Annotated in this window: 16 protein-coding genes; 8 read left to right on the top strand and 8 right to left on the bottom strand. The window is 66.4% G+C overall.

Annotated features, from left to right (window positions below):
* Positions 1-24: 24 nt before the first annotated feature.
* Positions 25-1164 (bottom strand): EAL and HDOD domain-containing protein, encoded by a 1140-nt coding sequence (locus HHL15_RS12780; RefSeq protein ID WP_169146164.1) that lies wholly within the window; start codon positions 1162-1164, stop codon positions 25-27.
* A 21-nt stretch (positions 1165-1185) separates the two neighbouring features.
* Positions 1186-2214: a CDP-6-deoxy-delta-3,4-glucoseen reductase gene (locus HHL15_RS12775; protein ID WP_169146163.1), complete on the bottom strand. Its 1029-nt coding sequence runs from the start codon at positions 2212-2214 to the stop codon at positions 1186-1188.
* Between the two features lie 42 nt (positions 2215-2256).
* Between HHL15_RS12775 and HHL15_RS12770 the strand changes: the two genes are divergently transcribed.
* Genes HHL15_RS12770 through HHL15_RS12760 form a run of 3 tightly spaced genes read left to right on the top strand, consistent with a single transcriptional unit; the run spans position 2257 to position 4757 of the window.
* Complete coding sequence (locus tag HHL15_RS12770) at positions 2257-3138, top strand: NAD(P)H-binding protein (RefSeq protein ID WP_169146162.1); 882 nt, start codon at positions 2257-2259, stop codon at positions 3136-3138.
* Between the two features lie 19 nt (positions 3139-3157).
* Entirely contained in the window at positions 3158-3574 is a 417-nt protein-coding gene (locus tag HHL15_RS12765) for a CopD family protein (RefSeq protein ID WP_169146161.1), read from the top strand.
* Between the two features lie 22 nt (positions 3575-3596).
* The gene (locus HHL15_RS12760; RefSeq protein WP_206198740.1) at positions 3597-4757 is read left to right on the top strand and encodes a THUMP domain-containing class I SAM-dependent RNA methyltransferase; all 1161 of its coding nucleotides are present in this window, start codon (positions 3597-3599) and stop codon (positions 4755-4757) included.
* Positions 4758-4942: 185 nt separating this feature from the next.
* Here the strand turns inward: HHL15_RS12760 and HHL15_RS12755 are convergent, their stop codons facing one another.
* Together HHL15_RS12755 and HHL15_RS12750 are read right to left on the bottom strand one after the other, a co-directional pair.
* A complete protein-coding gene (locus tag HHL15_RS12755; protein ID WP_169146160.1) occupies positions 4943-6076 on the bottom strand; it encodes a PilT/PilU family type 4a pilus ATPase in 1134 nt (377 codons plus the stop codon).
* Between the two features lie 80 nt (positions 6077-6156).
* A complete protein-coding gene (locus HHL15_RS12750; RefSeq protein ID WP_169146159.1) occupies positions 6157-7200 on the bottom strand; it encodes a type IV pilus twitching motility protein PilT in 1044 nt (347 codons plus the stop codon).
* 68 nt (positions 7201-7268) lie between these two features.
* On the opposite strand from HHL15_RS12750, the gene HHL15_RS12745 reads away from it, so the two are divergent.
* From HHL15_RS12745 to HHL15_RS12730, 4 genes are read left to right on the top strand one after another with little or no spacing between them, the layout of a single operon-like run.
* Positions 7269-8039 carry a YggS family pyridoxal phosphate-dependent enzyme gene (locus tag HHL15_RS12745; protein WP_169146158.1) on the top strand — a complete coding sequence of 257 codons (771 nt, stop codon included), beginning with the start codon at positions 7269-7271 and terminating at the stop codon, positions 8037-8039.
* Between the two features lie 50 nt (positions 8040-8089).
* A complete protein-coding gene (gene proC, locus HHL15_RS12740) occupies positions 8090-8902 on the top strand; it encodes a pyrroline-5-carboxylate reductase (protein ID WP_169146157.1) in 813 nt (270 codons plus the stop codon).
* Between the two features lie 12 nt (positions 8903-8914).
* On the top strand, positions 8915-9487 hold the full coding sequence (locus tag HHL15_RS12735; RefSeq protein ID WP_169146156.1) for a YggT family protein: 573 nt from the start codon (positions 8915-8917) through the stop codon (positions 9485-9487).
* Between the two features lie 2 nt (positions 9488-9489).
* Positions 9490-9783, top strand: coding sequence for a DUF167 domain-containing protein (locus HHL15_RS12730; protein ID WP_169146155.1), 294 nt, complete (start codon positions 9490-9492; stop codon positions 9781-9783).
* Between the two features lie 372 nt (positions 9784-10155).
* Here the strand turns inward: HHL15_RS12730 and aceB are convergent, their stop codons facing one another.
* The 3 genes from aceB to HHL15_RS12715 are packed head-to-tail and all read right to left on the bottom strand — an operon-like array spanning position 10156 to position 13253.
* Positions 10156-11754, bottom strand: coding sequence for a malate synthase A (gene aceB, locus HHL15_RS12725; protein ID WP_169146154.1), 1599 nt, complete (start codon positions 11752-11754; stop codon positions 10156-10158).
* A gap of 21 nt (positions 11755-11775) precedes the next feature.
* Positions 11776-12561 (bottom strand): sulfite exporter TauE/SafE family protein, encoded by a 786-nt coding sequence (locus HHL15_RS12720; RefSeq protein ID WP_169146153.1) that lies wholly within the window; start codon positions 12559-12561, stop codon positions 11776-11778.
* Positions 12558-13253, bottom strand: coding sequence for a haloacid dehalogenase type II (locus tag HHL15_RS12715; RefSeq protein WP_169146152.1), 696 nt, complete (start codon positions 13251-13253; stop codon positions 12558-12560). The genes HHL15_RS12720 and HHL15_RS12715 overlap by 4 nt, the downstream gene beginning before the upstream one ends.
* Positions 13254-13441: 188 nt before the next feature.
* Here HHL15_RS12715 and HHL15_RS12710 point away from each other — a divergent pair, with 188 nt between their 5' ends.
* The gene (locus HHL15_RS12710; RefSeq protein WP_169146151.1) at positions 13442-14350 is read left to right on the top strand and encodes a LysR family transcriptional regulator; all 909 of its coding nucleotides are present in this window, start codon (positions 13442-13444) and stop codon (positions 14348-14350) included.
* On the opposite strand, the gene HHL15_RS12705 is transcribed toward HHL15_RS12710, so the two are convergent.
* Complete coding sequence (locus HHL15_RS12705) at positions 14329-14538, bottom strand: hypothetical protein (protein ID WP_169146150.1); 210 nt, start codon at positions 14536-14538, stop codon at positions 14329-14331. The genes HHL15_RS12710 and HHL15_RS12705 overlap by 22 nt on opposite strands.
* Between the last annotated feature and the right edge of the window lie 404 nt (positions 14539-14942).

Genomic DNA, 14942 nt, shown 5'->3' with positions numbered 1-14942 from the left:
TGCTTGGTTGCGGGCCGGGTCGGACTAGCCGAATTGCAGGCTGTCGGCGAAGGAAAGGGCCTCGAGGTGGGCCCGGTTGACCTGGTCGGGGGAGATGTGGAGTTCGCCGGCCAGCTGGGCCAGCTGCTTGTCGTCAAAGCTCTCTAGTGCCTTGGCCAGCTTGAGGAAGGGGGCATAGACGCCATCGCCCGTGATCAGCGCATCGGCGATCGGGGTGGGGAGATGCATTTCCTCCAGGGCCGACTGCAGGCTGGCGCCGAGCAGGAGGTGGAGCAGCGAGAAAGCGCCGGTGATGAAGAGGTTGTCCAGCTCGCCCTTGTCGAAGAAGGCGGCCCCGATCTTCTCCATGAAGCGTCCGCGGGCGATGGCGGTCTGCATCAGCGCGGGTGCAGACGGGTCGCGGCTGGCGGAGACGAGCAGCACTGAAAGCCATTTATTGAGCTTTTCGTAGCCGAGGATGGTGACGGCATGCCGGAAGGATTGAATTTCGCACATCAGCCCGAATCCGGCGGAATTGATGTATCTCAGGAGCTTGTAGGAGAGGGCCACGTCCTGCTTCAACACGGTTTCGATCTCGCGGACTTCCGCATTGCGCCGCACCAGGTTCATCAGACGCACGATCTGGGCGTGGGACGGGGCGAGCTTGCCGTCGGTCTTGACGCCACGCAGGAAGAACCAGCCGGAGGCGCCGTCGTAGCCCTCGGCGATGGCGTTGCGGAAGTCGGGTACATCCGTCAGCCCCCAGGCGATGGACAGCCCTGGTGGGTCGGCGGGCAGGTGTTGGCGCTTGGCATCCACGATCAGGAAGCGCCATTGCACATTGGGCGGCAGGACGGTGTCGTGCTGATACCAGGTGAGGTTGAGGCTGATGTTGGCGGCCAGCAGCTGGGGGATCAGGGTCAGGGTCAGGGGATGGGCGATCGACTGGGTGGGGATCTCGACCATGGCATTGGCCGGGGCGATCCAGTTGAGCAGGTCCGGGGTGGGCACCAGCTTGTAGAGGCTGATGAAGACCGGGTGGGTCGAAGGCCACACCTCGGCGAGGCTGTCCAGGGCCTCCACCGCCTGGGAGACGGACGCCGCATGGACGATCAGCCGGTTGGCGGTGATCTTGTGCTGTTTGTTGATGACCGGTTCGCGGGTGATCAGGACGGCATTGCTCATGGCGCAGGTTCCGGTGGGAGCTCAGGCGGCTCCGGCGTCGTTCGAAAAGCTGAAGGCGTCGGCGAAGAAGGCCTCCTGCGGCAGGCCGCAGCGGGAGGTGAGGTCGGCGCGGGCGGTGTCGATCATCGCCGGCGAGCCGCAGGCATAGACTTCGTGGCCGGACAGGTCGGGCAGGTCGGCCATGAGGGCGTGATGGGCCAGGCCGCGGCGGCCGCTCCAGGCGTCCGCGGGCGTTGCATCGGAGATGACCGGGATGCAGCGGAAGCCGGGCAGCAGGGCCTCCCAGCTACGGGCCAGTTCGAGCTGGTAGAGGCCGGCCAGGTCGCGGCTGCCCCAGTAAAGGGTCATCGGGCGGGTCTGCCCGGTGGCGATGGCGTGCTCGACGATGCTCTTGATCGGTGCGAAGCCGGTGCCGCCGGCCAGCAGCACGATAGGCCTGGTCGATTCTTCATGCAGGCGGAAGCCGCCCAGGGGGCCTTCGAAGCGCAGGATGTCACGCTCCTTGAGCTTTTCGAACACATGGGTGGTGAATTGCCCGCCCGGTACCAGGCGGATGTGCAGTTCGAGGAAGTCGGCGCCGCTGGGCGCGCTGGCGATCGAAAAACTGCGGCGCTTGCCGTCGGCCAGCAGGAAGTCGATGTACTGGCCGGCGATGAACTGGAATTTCTCGCTGGCCGGCAGCTTGATCTCGAGCACGATCACGTCGGGCGCCGCGCGGGTCAGCTTCTGGACCCGGCATGGCAGCTTCTTGACCGGGATGTCGCCTGCCCGGGTGACCTGGCGGACTTCGACCACCAGGTCGGAGCGCGGCGTGGCACAGCACAGCAGGGCCAGCCCGGCTTCACGGTCGGCGGCGGTCAAGGTCGATTCGGAGATGCGGCCCAGGTCCACCTCGCCGGAGACGATCCGGCTCTTGCAGACGCCGCAGGCACCGTCCCGGCAGCTGTAGGGGAGGAGCAGCCCGGCGGCGAGGGCGGAGGCGAGAACGGTTTCGTCGGGGGCGGCCTCGAAGTGGAGGCCGCTGGGCTGGAGGGTGACCTGGAACGACATGGTGGGTGGCCGTGAGATAATGGAAATATGAAACGTCGAAAAATGAATCGGGTGCTGATTGTCGGGAGCGGAGACGTGGTCCGCCGCATCATTCCGTGGCTGGCGCTCCGCTTTCGCGTCCGGGCCGTGGTGCGCCGTCCGGAGGAGTGCGCAGCACTGCGTGCCCTCGGGGCAGAGCCCCTGGTGGCTGATCTCGATGTGCCGGGCAGCCTGAGGCGTCTGGCGGGTATCGCGGAATACGTCCTGCACTGCGCGCCCCCGCCGGGGCAGGGGGATGACGATCCGCGAACCCGGCGCCTGCTGGCGGCCCTGACTCGTCGCGGGAGTCTACCACGACGGATAAGCTACATAAGTACTACGGGCGTCTATGGAGACTGTGGCGGCGCCTGGCTGGACGAGAGCCGGCCGGCACGCCCCGTCTCGCCGCGCGGGCGTCGGCGGGTGGCTGCCGAGGCGCGTCTGCGGCGCTTTGGCGCTGCATCGGGTTGCCGGGTGGCCATCCTGCGGGCGCCGGGCATCTATGATTCGGCGGCCCGCCTGCCGGTCGAGCGCCTGCGCCGCGGCGATCCGGTGCTCAGCCCCGAGGACGACGTGTTCACCAATCACATCCATGCGGACGACCTGGCCCGCCTGCTGGCCCTGGCCTTGTTTCGCGGCCGGCCGAACCGGACCTACAACGCCAGCGACGACAGCGAGTTGAAGATGGGGGACTACTTCGATCAGGTAGCCGATGCCCTGGGGCTGCCACGGCCGCCCCGGGTGTCGCGGGCCGAGGCGGGGAGCCGACTGTCGCCGCAGACCCTGTCCTTCATGTCCGAATCCCGTCGCCTCGACAACCGGCGGATCAAGCGCGAACTGCGCGTGCAGCTGCGTTACCCGACGGTGGCGGCCACCCTGGCCGGCCTGCGCGGCATTTCTTCCTGAAACCCTAACGAGACCCGTCATGCTCTTCCTCAGCATCAAGGCCCTGCACATCATCTTCGTGACCAGTTGGTTCGCCGGCTTGTTCTATCTACCCCGCCTGTTTGTCAATCACGCCATGGTGAGCGATGCCGCGACCCGTGAGCGGCTGGCCCTGATGGAGCTCAAGCTCTATCGCTTCATGACGCCGCTGGGCATCCTGGCGGTGGCGCTGGGCATGTGGCTGTGGTTCGGCTTTGACGTGGCTGGAGGCTGGCTGCACGCCAAGACCGGGCTGGTCACCTTCCTGATCGTCTATCACCTTTACTGCGGCCGCCTGATGCGGGACTTCGCCGCCGGGCGCAATACCCGCAGCCACGTGTGGTACCGCTTCTTCAACGAGGTCCCGGTGCTGGTGTTGTTCGCCTGCGTCTTCCTTGTCGTGCTGAAGCCCTTCTGATTCTTCCTTACGGATTCCTGCCTTGAATTTCTTTGCTCCCTGTCCCCGCGGCCTCGAGTCGCTCCTCGTCGAGGAGCTGCGCGCCCTCGGCGCCACCGACCCCAAAGCCCTGCCCGGCGGCGTGCAGTTCGCCGGCGACTGGGCCGTGTGCTACCGGGCCAACCTGGAAAGCCGCCTGGCCAGCCGCATCCTGTGGCAGATCACGATGGGTCGCTACCGTGGCGAGGAGGATGTCTATCGCATCGCTTACGCGCCCACCTGGGCCCGCTGGTTTACGCCGGATCAGACCATCCGCGTCTTCGTTACCGCCCACAAGTCGCCCCTGCGCAGCCTGGAGTTCACCACGCTGAAGATCAAGGACGCGGTGTGCGACCACTTCCGTACCGTGGCCGGGCGTCGTCCCGACGTGGACACCCAGACGCCGGACATGCGCATCCACGCCTTTCTGTCGGAGGACACGGTCACCCTGTATCTCGACACCTCTGGCGAGCCGCTCTACAAGCGGGGTTTCAAGCCCGCCGCGGTGGAGGCGCCGCTGAAGGAGAACCTGGCTGCCGGCATCCTGCGCCTGACCGGCTGGAAGCCCGGTGAGGAGGCCCTCTGCGACCCGATGTGCGGCAGCGGCACCTTCCTGATCGAGGCCGCCCAGATGGCGCTGGACGTGGCGCCGGGGTTGGGGCGGCACTTTGCCTTCGAGCGCTTCAAGCACTTCGAGCGGGACGTGTGGCTGCCCATCCGCAAGGCCGCCGAGGCGCGCCGGCAGGCACCGCGCAAGCTGGCCATCTACGGTTCGGACATCCTCGAGGAGCAGCAGCGCAAGAGTTTTGTGAACCTGCGCAGCGCCGGTCTGGACGGCTGTGTGGAAGTGGGGCGCGGCGACATGCTGGACATGAAGGCGCCGGCCGCATCCGGCGTGCTGGTGGCCAACCCGCCCTATGGCGTGCGCCTGTCCGACACCTCCGAGCTGGAAGCCTTCTACCCGAAGCTCGGTGACGCCCTCAAGGCCCACTGGACAGGCTGGCGCTGCTACTTCTTCAGTGGCGACCCGGCCCTGCCCAAGGGCGTCCGCCTCAAGGCCAGCAAGCGCACCCCCCTGTACAACGGCTCCATCGACTGCCGTCTGTACGAATACCTCATGATCGCCGGCTCGGCGAGAAAACCAAAACCCTCCGACGCCGCCTGAGGTACTGACTGCCCGTCAGTGAGGGAAGGCAATGCGCAGCGAGCCTTCCCGAACCAGCACACGCCTGAATGGGGGCAGGAAGCGTAGCGAGCGGTCCGAGGTCGCGACGAGAAGCGCAGCCGTACTCGAGTACGGCGAGCATCGCAGTCGCGAGACCGGACCACGCAGTAGCTTCATGCCCCCATTCACACGATGTCGAGGTTCTGGATGCCGGAGAGCATGTCACGGTCGCCACGGCTGCTCTTGAGCTTGATCTGCAGGCGCAGGTCGTTCATGGAGTCGGCGTTGCGCAGGGCGTCCTCGTAGGTGATCAGGTTCTTCTCGTAGAGGTCGAAGAGGCTCTGGTCGAAGGTCTGCATGCCCAGCTCGCTGGAGCGCTTCATCACTTCCTTGATGTTGGGGATGTCGCCCTTGAAGATCAGGTCGGAGATGAGCGGCGAGTTGAGCATGACCTCCACCGCCGGCACCCGGCCCTTGCGGTCGCACATGGGCAGCAGGCGCTGTGAGATGAGGGCCTTGAGGTTCAGGGAGAGGTCCATCAGGAGCTGCTGGCGCCGTTCTTCCGGGAAGAAGTTGATGATCCGGTCGATGGCCTGGTTGGCGCTGTTGGCGTGCAGGGTGGCCAGGCACAGGTGGCCGGTCTCGGCGAAGGCGACCGCGTAGTCCATGGTGGCCCGGTCGCGGATTTCGCCCATCAGGATCACGTCCGGCGCCTGGCGCAGGGTGTTCTTGAGGGCCGGCTCCCAGGAGTCGGTGTCGATGCCGACCTCGCGCTGGGTGACGATGCAGTTCTTGTGGGCATGCACGAACTCGATCGGGTCTTCCACCGTGATGATGTGCCCGAAGGTCTTTTCATTGCGGAAGTCCACCATCGCCGCCAGGGAGGTGGTCTTGCCGGTGCCGGTGCCACCCACGAAGATCACCAGGCCGCGCTTGGACATGGCGATGTCCTTGAGAACGGGCGGCAGGCCCAGCTCGTCGAGGGTCGGGATCTTCTGCGGGATGGTCCGCAGCACCAGGCCCACCTGGCCTTGCTGGATGAAGGCGTTGGCGCGGAAGCGCCCGATGCCCGGCGGGGAGATGGCGAAGTTGCACTCCTTGGTGGCCTCGAACTCCTGTGCCTGGCGGTCGCTCATGACCACGCGGGCCAGCTCGGCCGTGTGGGTGTGGGTGAGCTGCTGGTTGGACTGGGGCACGATCTTGCCGTCGATCTTGATCGCCGGCGGGAAGCCCGCCGTGATGAAGAGGTCCGAGCCGTTCTTCTGCAGCATCAGCCGCAGCAGATCGTGCATGAACTTGAGTGCCTGGTCGCGTTCCATGGTGGGTCCTGTGGCCGGCAATGCGCCGGCGGGTGGCTAAGTTCAGGGGGAGGTGCAGGGCGCGTCCGGCCGCTGTTGCATCAGGCCGGGAAGCTGTCCTTGTTCTGGGCTCGCAGGCGGGCTTCGGCGCCGGACACGATGTTGCGGCGGACGAGGTCGGCGAGGCACTGGTCGAGGGTCTGCATGCCGAGGTTCTGGCCGGTCTGGATGGCGGAGTACATCTGGGCGACCTTGTTCTCGCGGATCAGGTTGCGGATGGCCGGGGTGCCGATCATGATCTCGTGGGCTGCCACCCGGCCGGTGCCGTCCTTGGTCTTGAGCAGGGTCTGGGAGATCACCGCGCGCAGGGATTCGGACATCATGGCCCGCACCATGTCCTTCTCGGCGGCGGGGAAGACGTCGACGATACGGTCGATGGTCTTGGCGGCGGAGGAAGTGTGCAGGGTGCCGAACACCAGGTGGCCGGTCTCGGCGGCGGTGAGGGCCAGGCGGATGGTTTCCAGGTCGCGCATTTCGCCCACCAGGATCACGTCCGGGTCTTCCCGCAGGGCCGAGCGCAGGGCCGCGTTGAAGGAGTGGGTGTCACGCGCGACCTCCCGCTGGTTGATCAGGCAGCGCTTGGATTCGTGCACGAATTCGATCGGGTCCTCGACGGTGAGGATGTGGCCGTATTCGTTTTCGTTCACGTAATCGACCATCGCCGCGAGCGTGGTGGATTTGCCCGAGCCCGTCGGGCCGGTGACCAGCACGATGCCCCGCGGCTGGTTGGCAATGTCCTTGAAGATCTTCGGGCAGTTGAGCTCCTCGAGGGTCATGACCTTGGACGGAATCACCCGGAACACCGCCGCGGCGCCGCGGTTCTGGTTGAAGGCGTTGACCCGGAAGCGCGCCAGGTTGGGGATCTCGAAGGAGAAGTCGGTCTCGAAGAATTCCTCGTACTGCTTGCGCTGGGAGTCATTCATGATGTCGTACACCATGCTGTGGACGTCCTTGTGGGCGAGCGCCGGGAGGTTGATGCGGCGGACGTCGCCGTGTACCCGGATCATGGGCGGCAAGCCGGAGGAAATGTGCAGGTCAGAGGCCTTGTTCTTGACGGTGAAGGCCAGCAGTTCGGTGATGTCCATCGTTCGGGCTCGCGGCAGGCAGGGTTGTTCGGGCAGGTGTTCCGGCAGGAAGGGAGGGCAAGGGGCCGATGCTATACTCAACGGCCCTTACTGCCCAGAATCAAGCTTTGGAAGAGTATAAATCAGGCATATCCGAGCGCCTTCAAAACCTCATCGCCCGGATCGCCGGAGCGGCCAGGTCGGCTGGTCGTCCAGCGGATGAGGTGAGGCTGCTGGCGGTCAGCAAGACCTGGCCGGCGGAGGCCGTGCGCAGTGCCGCGGCAGCCGGCCAGCAGGCCTTCGGCGAGAACTATGTGCAGGAGGGTGTGGCCAAGGTCGAGGCGCTGGCCGGCCTGGGCCTCGAGTGGCACTTCATCGGCCCCCTGCAGAGCAACAAAACCCGCCTGGTGGCGAACCATTTTGCGTGGGTGCACTCCATCGATCGCCTGCGCATTGCCCAGCGCCTGTCCGAACAGCGTGACGTGCATCTGCCGCCGCTGCAGGTGTGCCTGCAGGTCAACGTGAGCGGCGAGGACAGCAAGAGCGGCGTTGCGCCGGACGAGCTGCCAGCGCTGGCGCTGGCGGTTGCCGCATTGCCGCGGCTGCGCCTGCGTGGCCTGATGGCGATTCCCGAACCCACTTCCGACACGGCCTTGCAGCGCCGGCGCTTTGCCCAGTTGAGGCAGCTGCGCGATGCGCTCGCCGCGCAGGGCTTGGTGCTGGACACCCTGTCGATGGGCATGTCCGATGACCTGGAGGCGGCGATCGCCGAGGGTTCGACGATGGTCCGCGTGGGCACGGCGATCTTCGGTGCGCGCACTTATCCGGCGCAGGGCACGGCCGGGCCGGCGGCATCCTGACGGTTTCTTTTTTCCAATCAAGCTCCTATCAATACGGCGGAATCGACACAATGAAGATCACTTTCCTGGGTGGCGGCAACATGGCGGCGGCCTTGATCGGCGGCCTGGTCAAGCAGGGCTTTGCCGCGGCAGACCTGCAGGTCGTGGAGTTGTCCGCCGAGGGGCGGAGCAAGCTGCAGGGCGACTTCGGCGTGCGCGCCGTGGAAGCTTTTGACGAGCAGGCCCTGGCCTGCGATGTGTTGGTGCTGGCGGTGAAGCCGCAGCAGATGAAGGTGGCGGTGGCGCCGATGGCCGGCCGTCTCGATCAGCAGATCGTGGTGAGCATTGCGGCCGGCCTGCGCCTGGCCGACATCAGCCGCTGGCTGGGCGGCCATACCCGCCTGGTGCGGGCCATGCCCAATACGCCGGCGCTGATCGGCGCGGGCATCACCGGCTTGTATGCGGATGCATCGGTGGGCGCCGAGGGGCGCGAGGCTGCCGCCCGGGTGCTCAACGCAGTCGGCAGCACCGTGTGGGTGCCGGAAGAGGCGCAGATCGACGGCGTCACGGCGGTGTCGGGCAGCGGCCCGGCCTATGTCTTCCACTTCATCGAATGCCTGCAGGCGGCCGGCGAGTCCCTCGGCTTCGATGAGGCGACGGCCCGCAAGCTGGCGCTCGAGACGGTGCTGGGCGCGGCCCGGCTGGCCGTCGACAGTGATGAAGCGCCCGCCGTGCTGCGTGAGCGGGTGACCTCCAAGGGCGGCACCACCGCGGCGGCGCTGGCCTCTTTCGCGGCCGACGGCTTCCCGGCCATCGTCACCCGTGCGGTGGCGGCGGCCGAGGCACGTGGCCGCGAGCTGGGCGAACAGCTCGGCCAGGACTGAGCGGGGTCGATCATGCTCGGAGGCCTTTTCCTGACTCTCGTCGACACCCTCGGCGGACTATTGACCGGTGTGCTGTTGGCGCGCTTCGTGATGCAGTGGCAGCGCATCTCCTTCCGCAATCCCATCGGCCAGTTCGTGGTGGCCACCACCGACTGGCTGGTGCTGCCCCTGCGCCGCTTCATCCCGGGCCTGGGCGGGCTGGATCTGGCCAGCCTGCTGCCGGCCTGGGTCGTGCAGGTGCTGGTGATCTTCGTCGCCCTGGGGGTGCGGGGCATCATCGGTGTTGCTGATCCGCTGAGCCTGCTCTTCGTCATGTGGGGCGTCGGCCTGCTGGAGCTGTGCAAGGTCGCCCTGTATTTGCTGATGGGCGTGGTCCTGATGTCGGCGGTGCTGTCCTGGGTCAATCCCCATGCGCCGATGGCCGGTGTCATCAACGCGCTGGCGGAACCCTTCCTGCGCCCCTTCCGGCGCGTCATCCCGACCATCGGCGGGGTGGATCTGACGCCTATCGCCTTGCTGCTGCTGGTCCAGTTGCTGCTCAGCGCGCTGGCCATGGGCAAGTACATGCTGGTGGGGCTGGCCTGAACATGACGTGGCTGAGCCGGGCGGCAGATGGCAGCGTGGTGCTGACGCTGCATATCCAGCCCGGTGCCAGGAAGACCGAGCTAGCCGGGTTGCACGGCGAAGCCCTCAAGATCCGGCTCGCCGCCCCGCCTGTCGATGGCAAGGCCAATGCCGCCCTGGTGGCCTTCCTGGCCAAGGCCTGCGGGGTGTCGAAGTCGGCGGTGGAGCTGGTGAGCGGCGAGACCTCCCGCAGCAAGCGTGTGAGGGTGCGCGGTGCCGATGTGGCGGTGCTGGAACGTCTTGTTGACGGTGCCTGAAGCAATGGCAGGCCGTCGATTGCTTCCGGCACGCCGTCGAGAAGGAATGGCAGGCCGTCGATTGCTTCCGGCACGCCGTCGAGAAGCAATGGCAGGCCGTCGATTGCTTCTGGCGCGTCGTCGAGAAGGAATGGCGGGCCGTCGATTGCTTCTGGCACGCCGTCGAGAAGGAATGGCGGGCCGTCGATTGCTTCTGGCGCGTCGTCGAGAAGGAATGGCGGGCCGTCGATTGCTTCTGGCGCGCCGTCGAGAAGGACTGGCGGGCCGGCAGGCGTGATTCGCCGCCTGCGCATTGATGCAGATTGACGCAGGGGCGGCTGAAGCCGCCCCTGCATGCTTTCCGAATGCCCCGCCGGAGCGGGGCGGGGGCTATTACTCCATCGCCTCGTACAGCGGCAGGGTCAGGAATTCCGGGTATTCCGGGGTCAGGGACATGCGGTCGAAGATCTCGGCGGCCTGGTCGTAGGTGGCGGTGTCCTCACCCTGGGCGGTGACGGTGGCCTTCACCTTGGCCAGCTCCTCGGCGATCATCGGACGCACCATTTCAACGGTGACCTTGCGGCCGTCGTCGAGGATGCCCTTGGGCGACACCACCCACTGCCACACCTGGGAGCGGGAGATCTCGGCGGTGGCCGCATCTTCCATCAGGTTGTGGATGGGCACGCAGCCGTTGCCGGCCAGCCAGGAGCCCAGGTAGTGGATGCCGACGTTGATGTTGTTGCGCAGGCCGGCTTCGGTGATCGGGGTGGTGGGGCGGAAGTCGAGCCACTGCTCCGGGCCGAACTTGCCGTCCACCTGCTTCTCCCACTGGTTGGGCTTGTCGCCGAGCACCTTCTGGAACTCTTCGGCGGCGATCGAGACGAGGCCCGGGTGAGCCACCCAGCCGCCGTCGAAGCCGTCGTTGGCGTCGCGGGTCTTGTCGTGGCGGATGCCGGCCAGGGCCTTCTCGTTGGCTTCCGGATCGTTCTTGATCGGGATCAGGGCCGACATGCCGCCCATCGCCGGGGCGCCGCGCTTGTGGCAGGCCTGCACCAGGGCCAGGGCGTAGCCGCGCATGAAGGGCACTTCCATGGTGATGGCGCTGCGCTGGGCCAGGCAGAAGTCCTGATTCTTCTTGAACTTCTTGATGCAGGAGAAGATGTAGTCCCAGCGCCCGGCGTTGAGGCCGGCGGAGTGGTTGCGCAGTTCGTAGAGGATCTCTTCCATCTCGAAGGTGGCGAGGATGGTCTCGACCAGCACGGTGGCCTTGATGGTGCCCTGGGGCAGGCCGATGTGATCCTGGGCCATCACGAAGATGTCGTTCCACAGGCGGGCCTCGAGGTGGCTTTCCATCTTCGGCAGGTAGTAGAACGGGCCGGCGCCGCGGGCGATCTGCTCCTTGGCGTTGTGGAAGAAGACCAGGGCGAAGTCGAAGATGCCGCCGGAGACGCGCTGGCCATCAACGGTGACGTGCTTCTCGTCCAGGTGCCAGCCGCGGGGGCGGATCTGCAGGGTGGCGATCTTGTCGTTGAGCTTGTATTCCTTGCCGTTCTCGTTCTTGAAGGACAGCTCGCGGCGGATCGCCTTGTAGATGTTGACCTGGCCCTGGATCTGGTTGTCCCACTTCGGGCTGTTGGAGTCCTCGAAGTCGGTCATGTAGGAGTCAGCGCCGGAGTTGAAGGCGTTGATGATCATCTTGGCCTCGACCGGGCCGGTGATCTCGGTGCGGCGGCGCTCAAGGGCCTTGGGCAGCGGCGCGATCTTCCAGTCACCTTCGCGGATGGCCTTGGTCTCCGGCAGGAAGTCGAGCTTCTCGCCGGCATCGATGCGAGCCTGGCGCTCGACGCGGGCCTTGAGCAGTTCCTGACGACGGGGCTCGAAGGCGCGATGCAGCTTGGCGACCAGCTCGAGGGCTTCCGGAGTGAGGATGGTTTCGTAGCCCGGTTGAAGCGGGGCGTTGATCTGCATGCCGGCGGGGAGGGTGAGGCTCATGGTGACTCCTTGTGATGAAGGTTAAAAATAGGTCTTGGCGAAGTATACGGTGGTCAGGGTGCTGCCCACGGCCACCACCAGGCGGCGCAGCCACAGGGCCGGCAGGCGGCGGGCCAGGGCGGCGCCGGCCAGGGCACCGGCCATCGCGGTGGCGGTCATCAGGACCGTGTGGGGCCAGCTGACGGCGCCCGCGATGATGAAGGTGCCTGCCGCAAAAGTGTAGTTGACAGCGGAGGTGAGGTTCTTGAGGCCGTTGAGCTCCTGGATGTCCTCTACACCCTGGATGGCCAGCGCGGCGAGAGTCAGGATGCCCAGGCCGGCGCCGAAGAAGCCGCCGTAGATGGCCACGGCGAGCTGGAAGAGCAGGCCGCCGACACCGCCGGGCGTGCCCCGGGCCTGGTCGCCGAGGCCGATGCGGGACTTGACGCTGCGCACCAGGCGCGAGACCTGGCTGGAGAAGGCGAACAGCACGGTGGCGATCAGCAGCAGCCAGGGAATCAATTTGGCGAAGGCGGCGTTGGAGGTGGCCAGCAGGAGCAGTCCGCCGGTGATGCCGCCGATGAAGGCGGCGATCACCAGCAGCAGCGTCCAGCGCGGGTGGCGCATCACCTCCTTGCGGTAGGCCCAGGCGCTGGACAGGCTGGCCGGCCACAGGGCCACGCAGTTGCTGGCGTTGGCCACCACCGGCGGCACGCCGGCCGCGAGCAGGGCGGGAAAGGAGAAGAAGGTGCCGCCGCCGGCCATGGCGTTCATGGCGCCGGCCAGGAAGGCGCCGCCGCCCACCAGCAGGATCTCGGCGGGGCTCATTTGTGGCGGCTCCGGGTGATGAAGTCCACCACCTCGTCCATGGTCTGGCCGGTGGCACTGGGGGTGAAGTCGAGCTCTTCCCTTGGCTGGCCGGCCCGGTTGATCCAGAACGTGGTGTACCCGTACCAGCTGGCACCCGCTGCGTCCCAGCAATTGGAGGTGACGAAGAGGATGCGCTCGGCCGGGCAGCCGAAGGCCGCCGGGCCGAGGCCGTAGGCAGCAGGGGCGGTCTTGTACTGATGCACGGCATCCACCGACAGTACGTGATCGAAGAGCCCGCCCATCCCGGCGCTCTTGACGGCGACCGCAAGCATGTCGGGCGTGCCATTGGAAAGAATGGCGGTGGGCACGCCAGCGGCCTTCAGGCTGCGCAGGGCGCCCAGGTTTTCGGGAAAGGGTGACAGGCAGGCATACTGGTTCATCAACTGGGTGCAGCGATGGGCATCCAGTTCGAGGCCCAGCCGGGCTGCCGCGAAGCGCAGGCCGTCCTGGGTGATCTCCCAGAAGGGCTTGTAGCGGCCGGATAGGCTGCGGATGAAGCTGTACTCGATCTGCTTGTTGCGCCACAGCTCGGCCAGCGCCGCACCCTTGCCGGGGTAGAGCTGCTCGGCCAGCAGACCGACGGAATAGACGTCGAAGAGCGTGCCGAAGGCGTCGAACGCGACTGCCTGGATTCGGGGCGGATGGGCCATGCTCTTGCTACCTTTGCTCAGCTGTTGGGGTTGGGGTGGCTCCTCGGGGGCGCTTCTGCCGGACTCGTGGTCCGGTGGCGCCCCTCGGGATCCTGTCTCCTCCACCTTTGATGGGCTGCAGTGTATTCAATGACTGAATAAAAAAGAAGATGTAATAAAATCAAATGATTTTTTACCAAGAGTATTAAATGAGCAGCTTCAAGGAAATCGAAGCCTTCGTCAGCGTCGCCACCCGGGGCAGCCTGTCGGCCGCCGCCAGGGCCGACGGCGTGACGCCGGCCATGATGGGGCGACGCATCGACGCGCTTGAAGAGCGGTTGGGGGTCAAGCTGCTGTTGCGCACCACCCGCAAGCTGAGCCTCACTTTCGAGGGCAGTGCCTTTCTGGAGGACTGCCAGCGCATCCTCAACGATCTGGCCAATGCGGAAGCGTCGGTGAGCCTGGGCGGGGTGAAGGCCAGCGGCCACATCAAGGTGTCGGCGCCAGCCGGCTTCGGGCGGCGCCACGTGGCGCCGCTGGTGCGGGACTTCCTGTCGGCCCATGCGGAGGTGACCTGCAGTCTGGATCTCAGCGACCGCCTGGTGGACCTGGTCAACGAAGGCGTCGATTGCTCGATCCGGATCGGCGAGCTGAGCGACTCCAGCCTGGTGTCAGTACGCCTTGCCGATAACCGGCGCGTGGTGGTGGCAAGCCCGGATTATCTGGCGCGCAATGGCGTTCCGCTGACTCCGGATGATCTGGCGCGGCACGATTGTCTGTCGCTCGACCCGCAGCGGGGCTGGGTCTTTTCCGATCTGGAGGCGCCGGGGCGAACGCGTACGATCAAGGTGTCGGGCCGCTTCGAGTGCAACGATGGCACTGTGCTGCACGAGTGGGCGCTGGGCGGCATCGGCCTGGCCTGGCGTTCGATGTGGGAGGTGGAGCGGGATCTGGCGAGCGGAGCGCTGGTGTCGGTGCTCGACCTTTTCGCCGCGCCCGCCACCGGGATCTACGCGGTGTTTCCGCAGAACCGCCGGCTGCCCCTGCGGGTGCGCCTGCTGATAGACCATCTGCGCAGTGTCTTTGGCCGGCCGGACTACTGGCGCGGTGCCGCCTGAGTCTGCGGGACCGGCACGGCCTGCAGGCCGGAGGCATTTGTGTCGCCGATCTCGACTTCGACACGGATGCGGCTGGGTACAGCCTTGTCGTGGATTTCTGCGGGGCGGAATATCCATCCCATGATAAAGCCGCCGTAGATCCCGCCCGCTTCGCAAAGTTGTGGTTCGCAGAGCGGATTGACCCTCATGACACGGCCATCCGTGCCAATGTCAACTTCTATGGCAAGCTGCCCGGCCGGTGCACCCGGTGTCGGTGGCCAGTCGTCAGGGCCGATCTCTGTGAGCAGTTCCGGGGGGCGGCTCAGGGCAGAGAAGGGGAAGTAGGCCGGTGCCGGCGCGGGGGCTGGGTCTGGCTGCGTGCCGGAGGGAGCTTCGGTGGGCGCGTCCTGGCGAGGCGGTATTTCCAGAGAGGGCGTCGCGGGGCGGGGGGGGAGGGTGCTGGCCACGGCCGCATCAGGCGCTCCGGCTCTGGCGCGCGGGCTGCTGAGGGTGGCCTGCAGGCGCTGGACGGCCCGTGCCTCGCCCGGGCTTGCCGGCCCCAGGGGCCAGGCAAGCAGAACCAGCATGTGGAGCAGTATCGAGAGCGTGCAGG

This window comes from Zoogloea dura (assembly GCF_012927165.1).
Lineage (GTDB): Bacteria > Pseudomonadota > Gammaproteobacteria > Burkholderiales > Rhodocyclaceae > Zoogloea > Zoogloea dura.
Note: the sequence above shows the minus strand (reverse complement) of the source record. Positions and strands in the feature narration are given on the sequence as shown.

Excerpts from the sequence above, each read along its gene's own strand:
- HHL15_RS12755 (WP_169146160.1), bottom strand. The coding sequence starts at position 6,076 with ATGGAACGCGACCAGGCACTCAAGTTCATGCACGATCTGCTGCGGCTG.
- proC (WP_169146157.1), top strand. The coding sequence starts at position 8,090 with ATGAAGATCACTTTCCTGGGTGGCGGCAACATGGCGGCGGCCTTGATC.
- HHL15_RS12730 (WP_169146155.1), top strand. The coding sequence starts at position 9,490 with ATGACGTGGCTGAGCCGGGCGGCAGATGGCAGCGTGGTGCTGACGCTG.
- HHL15_RS12720 (WP_169146153.1), bottom strand. The coding sequence starts at position 12,561 with ATGAGCCCCGCCGAGATCCTGCTGGTGGGCGGCGGCGCCTTCCTGGCC.
- HHL15_RS12715 (WP_169146152.1), bottom strand. The coding sequence starts at position 13,253 with ATGGCCCATCCGCCCCGAATCCAGGCAGTCGCGTTCGACGCCTTCGGC.
- aceB (WP_169146154.1), bottom strand. The coding sequence starts at position 11,754 with ATGAGCCTCACCCTCCCCGCCGGCATGCAGATCAACGCCCCGCTTCAA.
- HHL15_RS12770 (WP_169146162.1), top strand. The coding sequence starts at position 2,257 with ATGAATCGGGTGCTGATTGTCGGGAGCGGAGACGTGGTCCGCCGCATC.
- HHL15_RS12735 (WP_169146156.1), top strand. The coding sequence starts at position 8,915 with ATGCTCGGAGGCCTTTTCCTGACTCTCGTCGACACCCTCGGCGGACTA.
- HHL15_RS12710 (WP_169146151.1), top strand. The coding sequence starts at position 13,442 with ATGAGCAGCTTCAAGGAAATCGAAGCCTTCGTCAGCGTCGCCACCCGG.
- HHL15_RS12775 (WP_169146163.1), bottom strand. The coding sequence starts at position 2,214 with ATGTCGTTCCAGGTCACCCTCCAGCCCAGCGGCCTCCACTTCGAGGCC.
- HHL15_RS12765 (WP_169146161.1), top strand. The coding sequence starts at position 3,158 with ATGCTCTTCCTCAGCATCAAGGCCCTGCACATCATCTTCGTGACCAGT.
- HHL15_RS12705 (WP_169146150.1), bottom strand. The coding sequence starts at position 14,538 with ATGAGGGTCAATCCGCTCTGCGAACCACAACTTTGCGAAGCGGGCGGG.
- HHL15_RS12750 (WP_169146159.1), bottom strand. The coding sequence starts at position 7,200 with ATGGACATCACCGAACTGCTGGCCTTCACCGTCAAGAACAAGGCCTCT.
- HHL15_RS12745 (WP_169146158.1), top strand. The coding sequence starts at position 7,269 with ATGCTATACTCAACGGCCCTTACTGCCCAGAATCAAGCTTTGGAAGAG.
- HHL15_RS12780 (WP_169146164.1), bottom strand. The coding sequence starts at position 1,164 with ATGAGCAATGCCGTCCTGATCACCCGCGAACCGGTCATCAACAAACAG.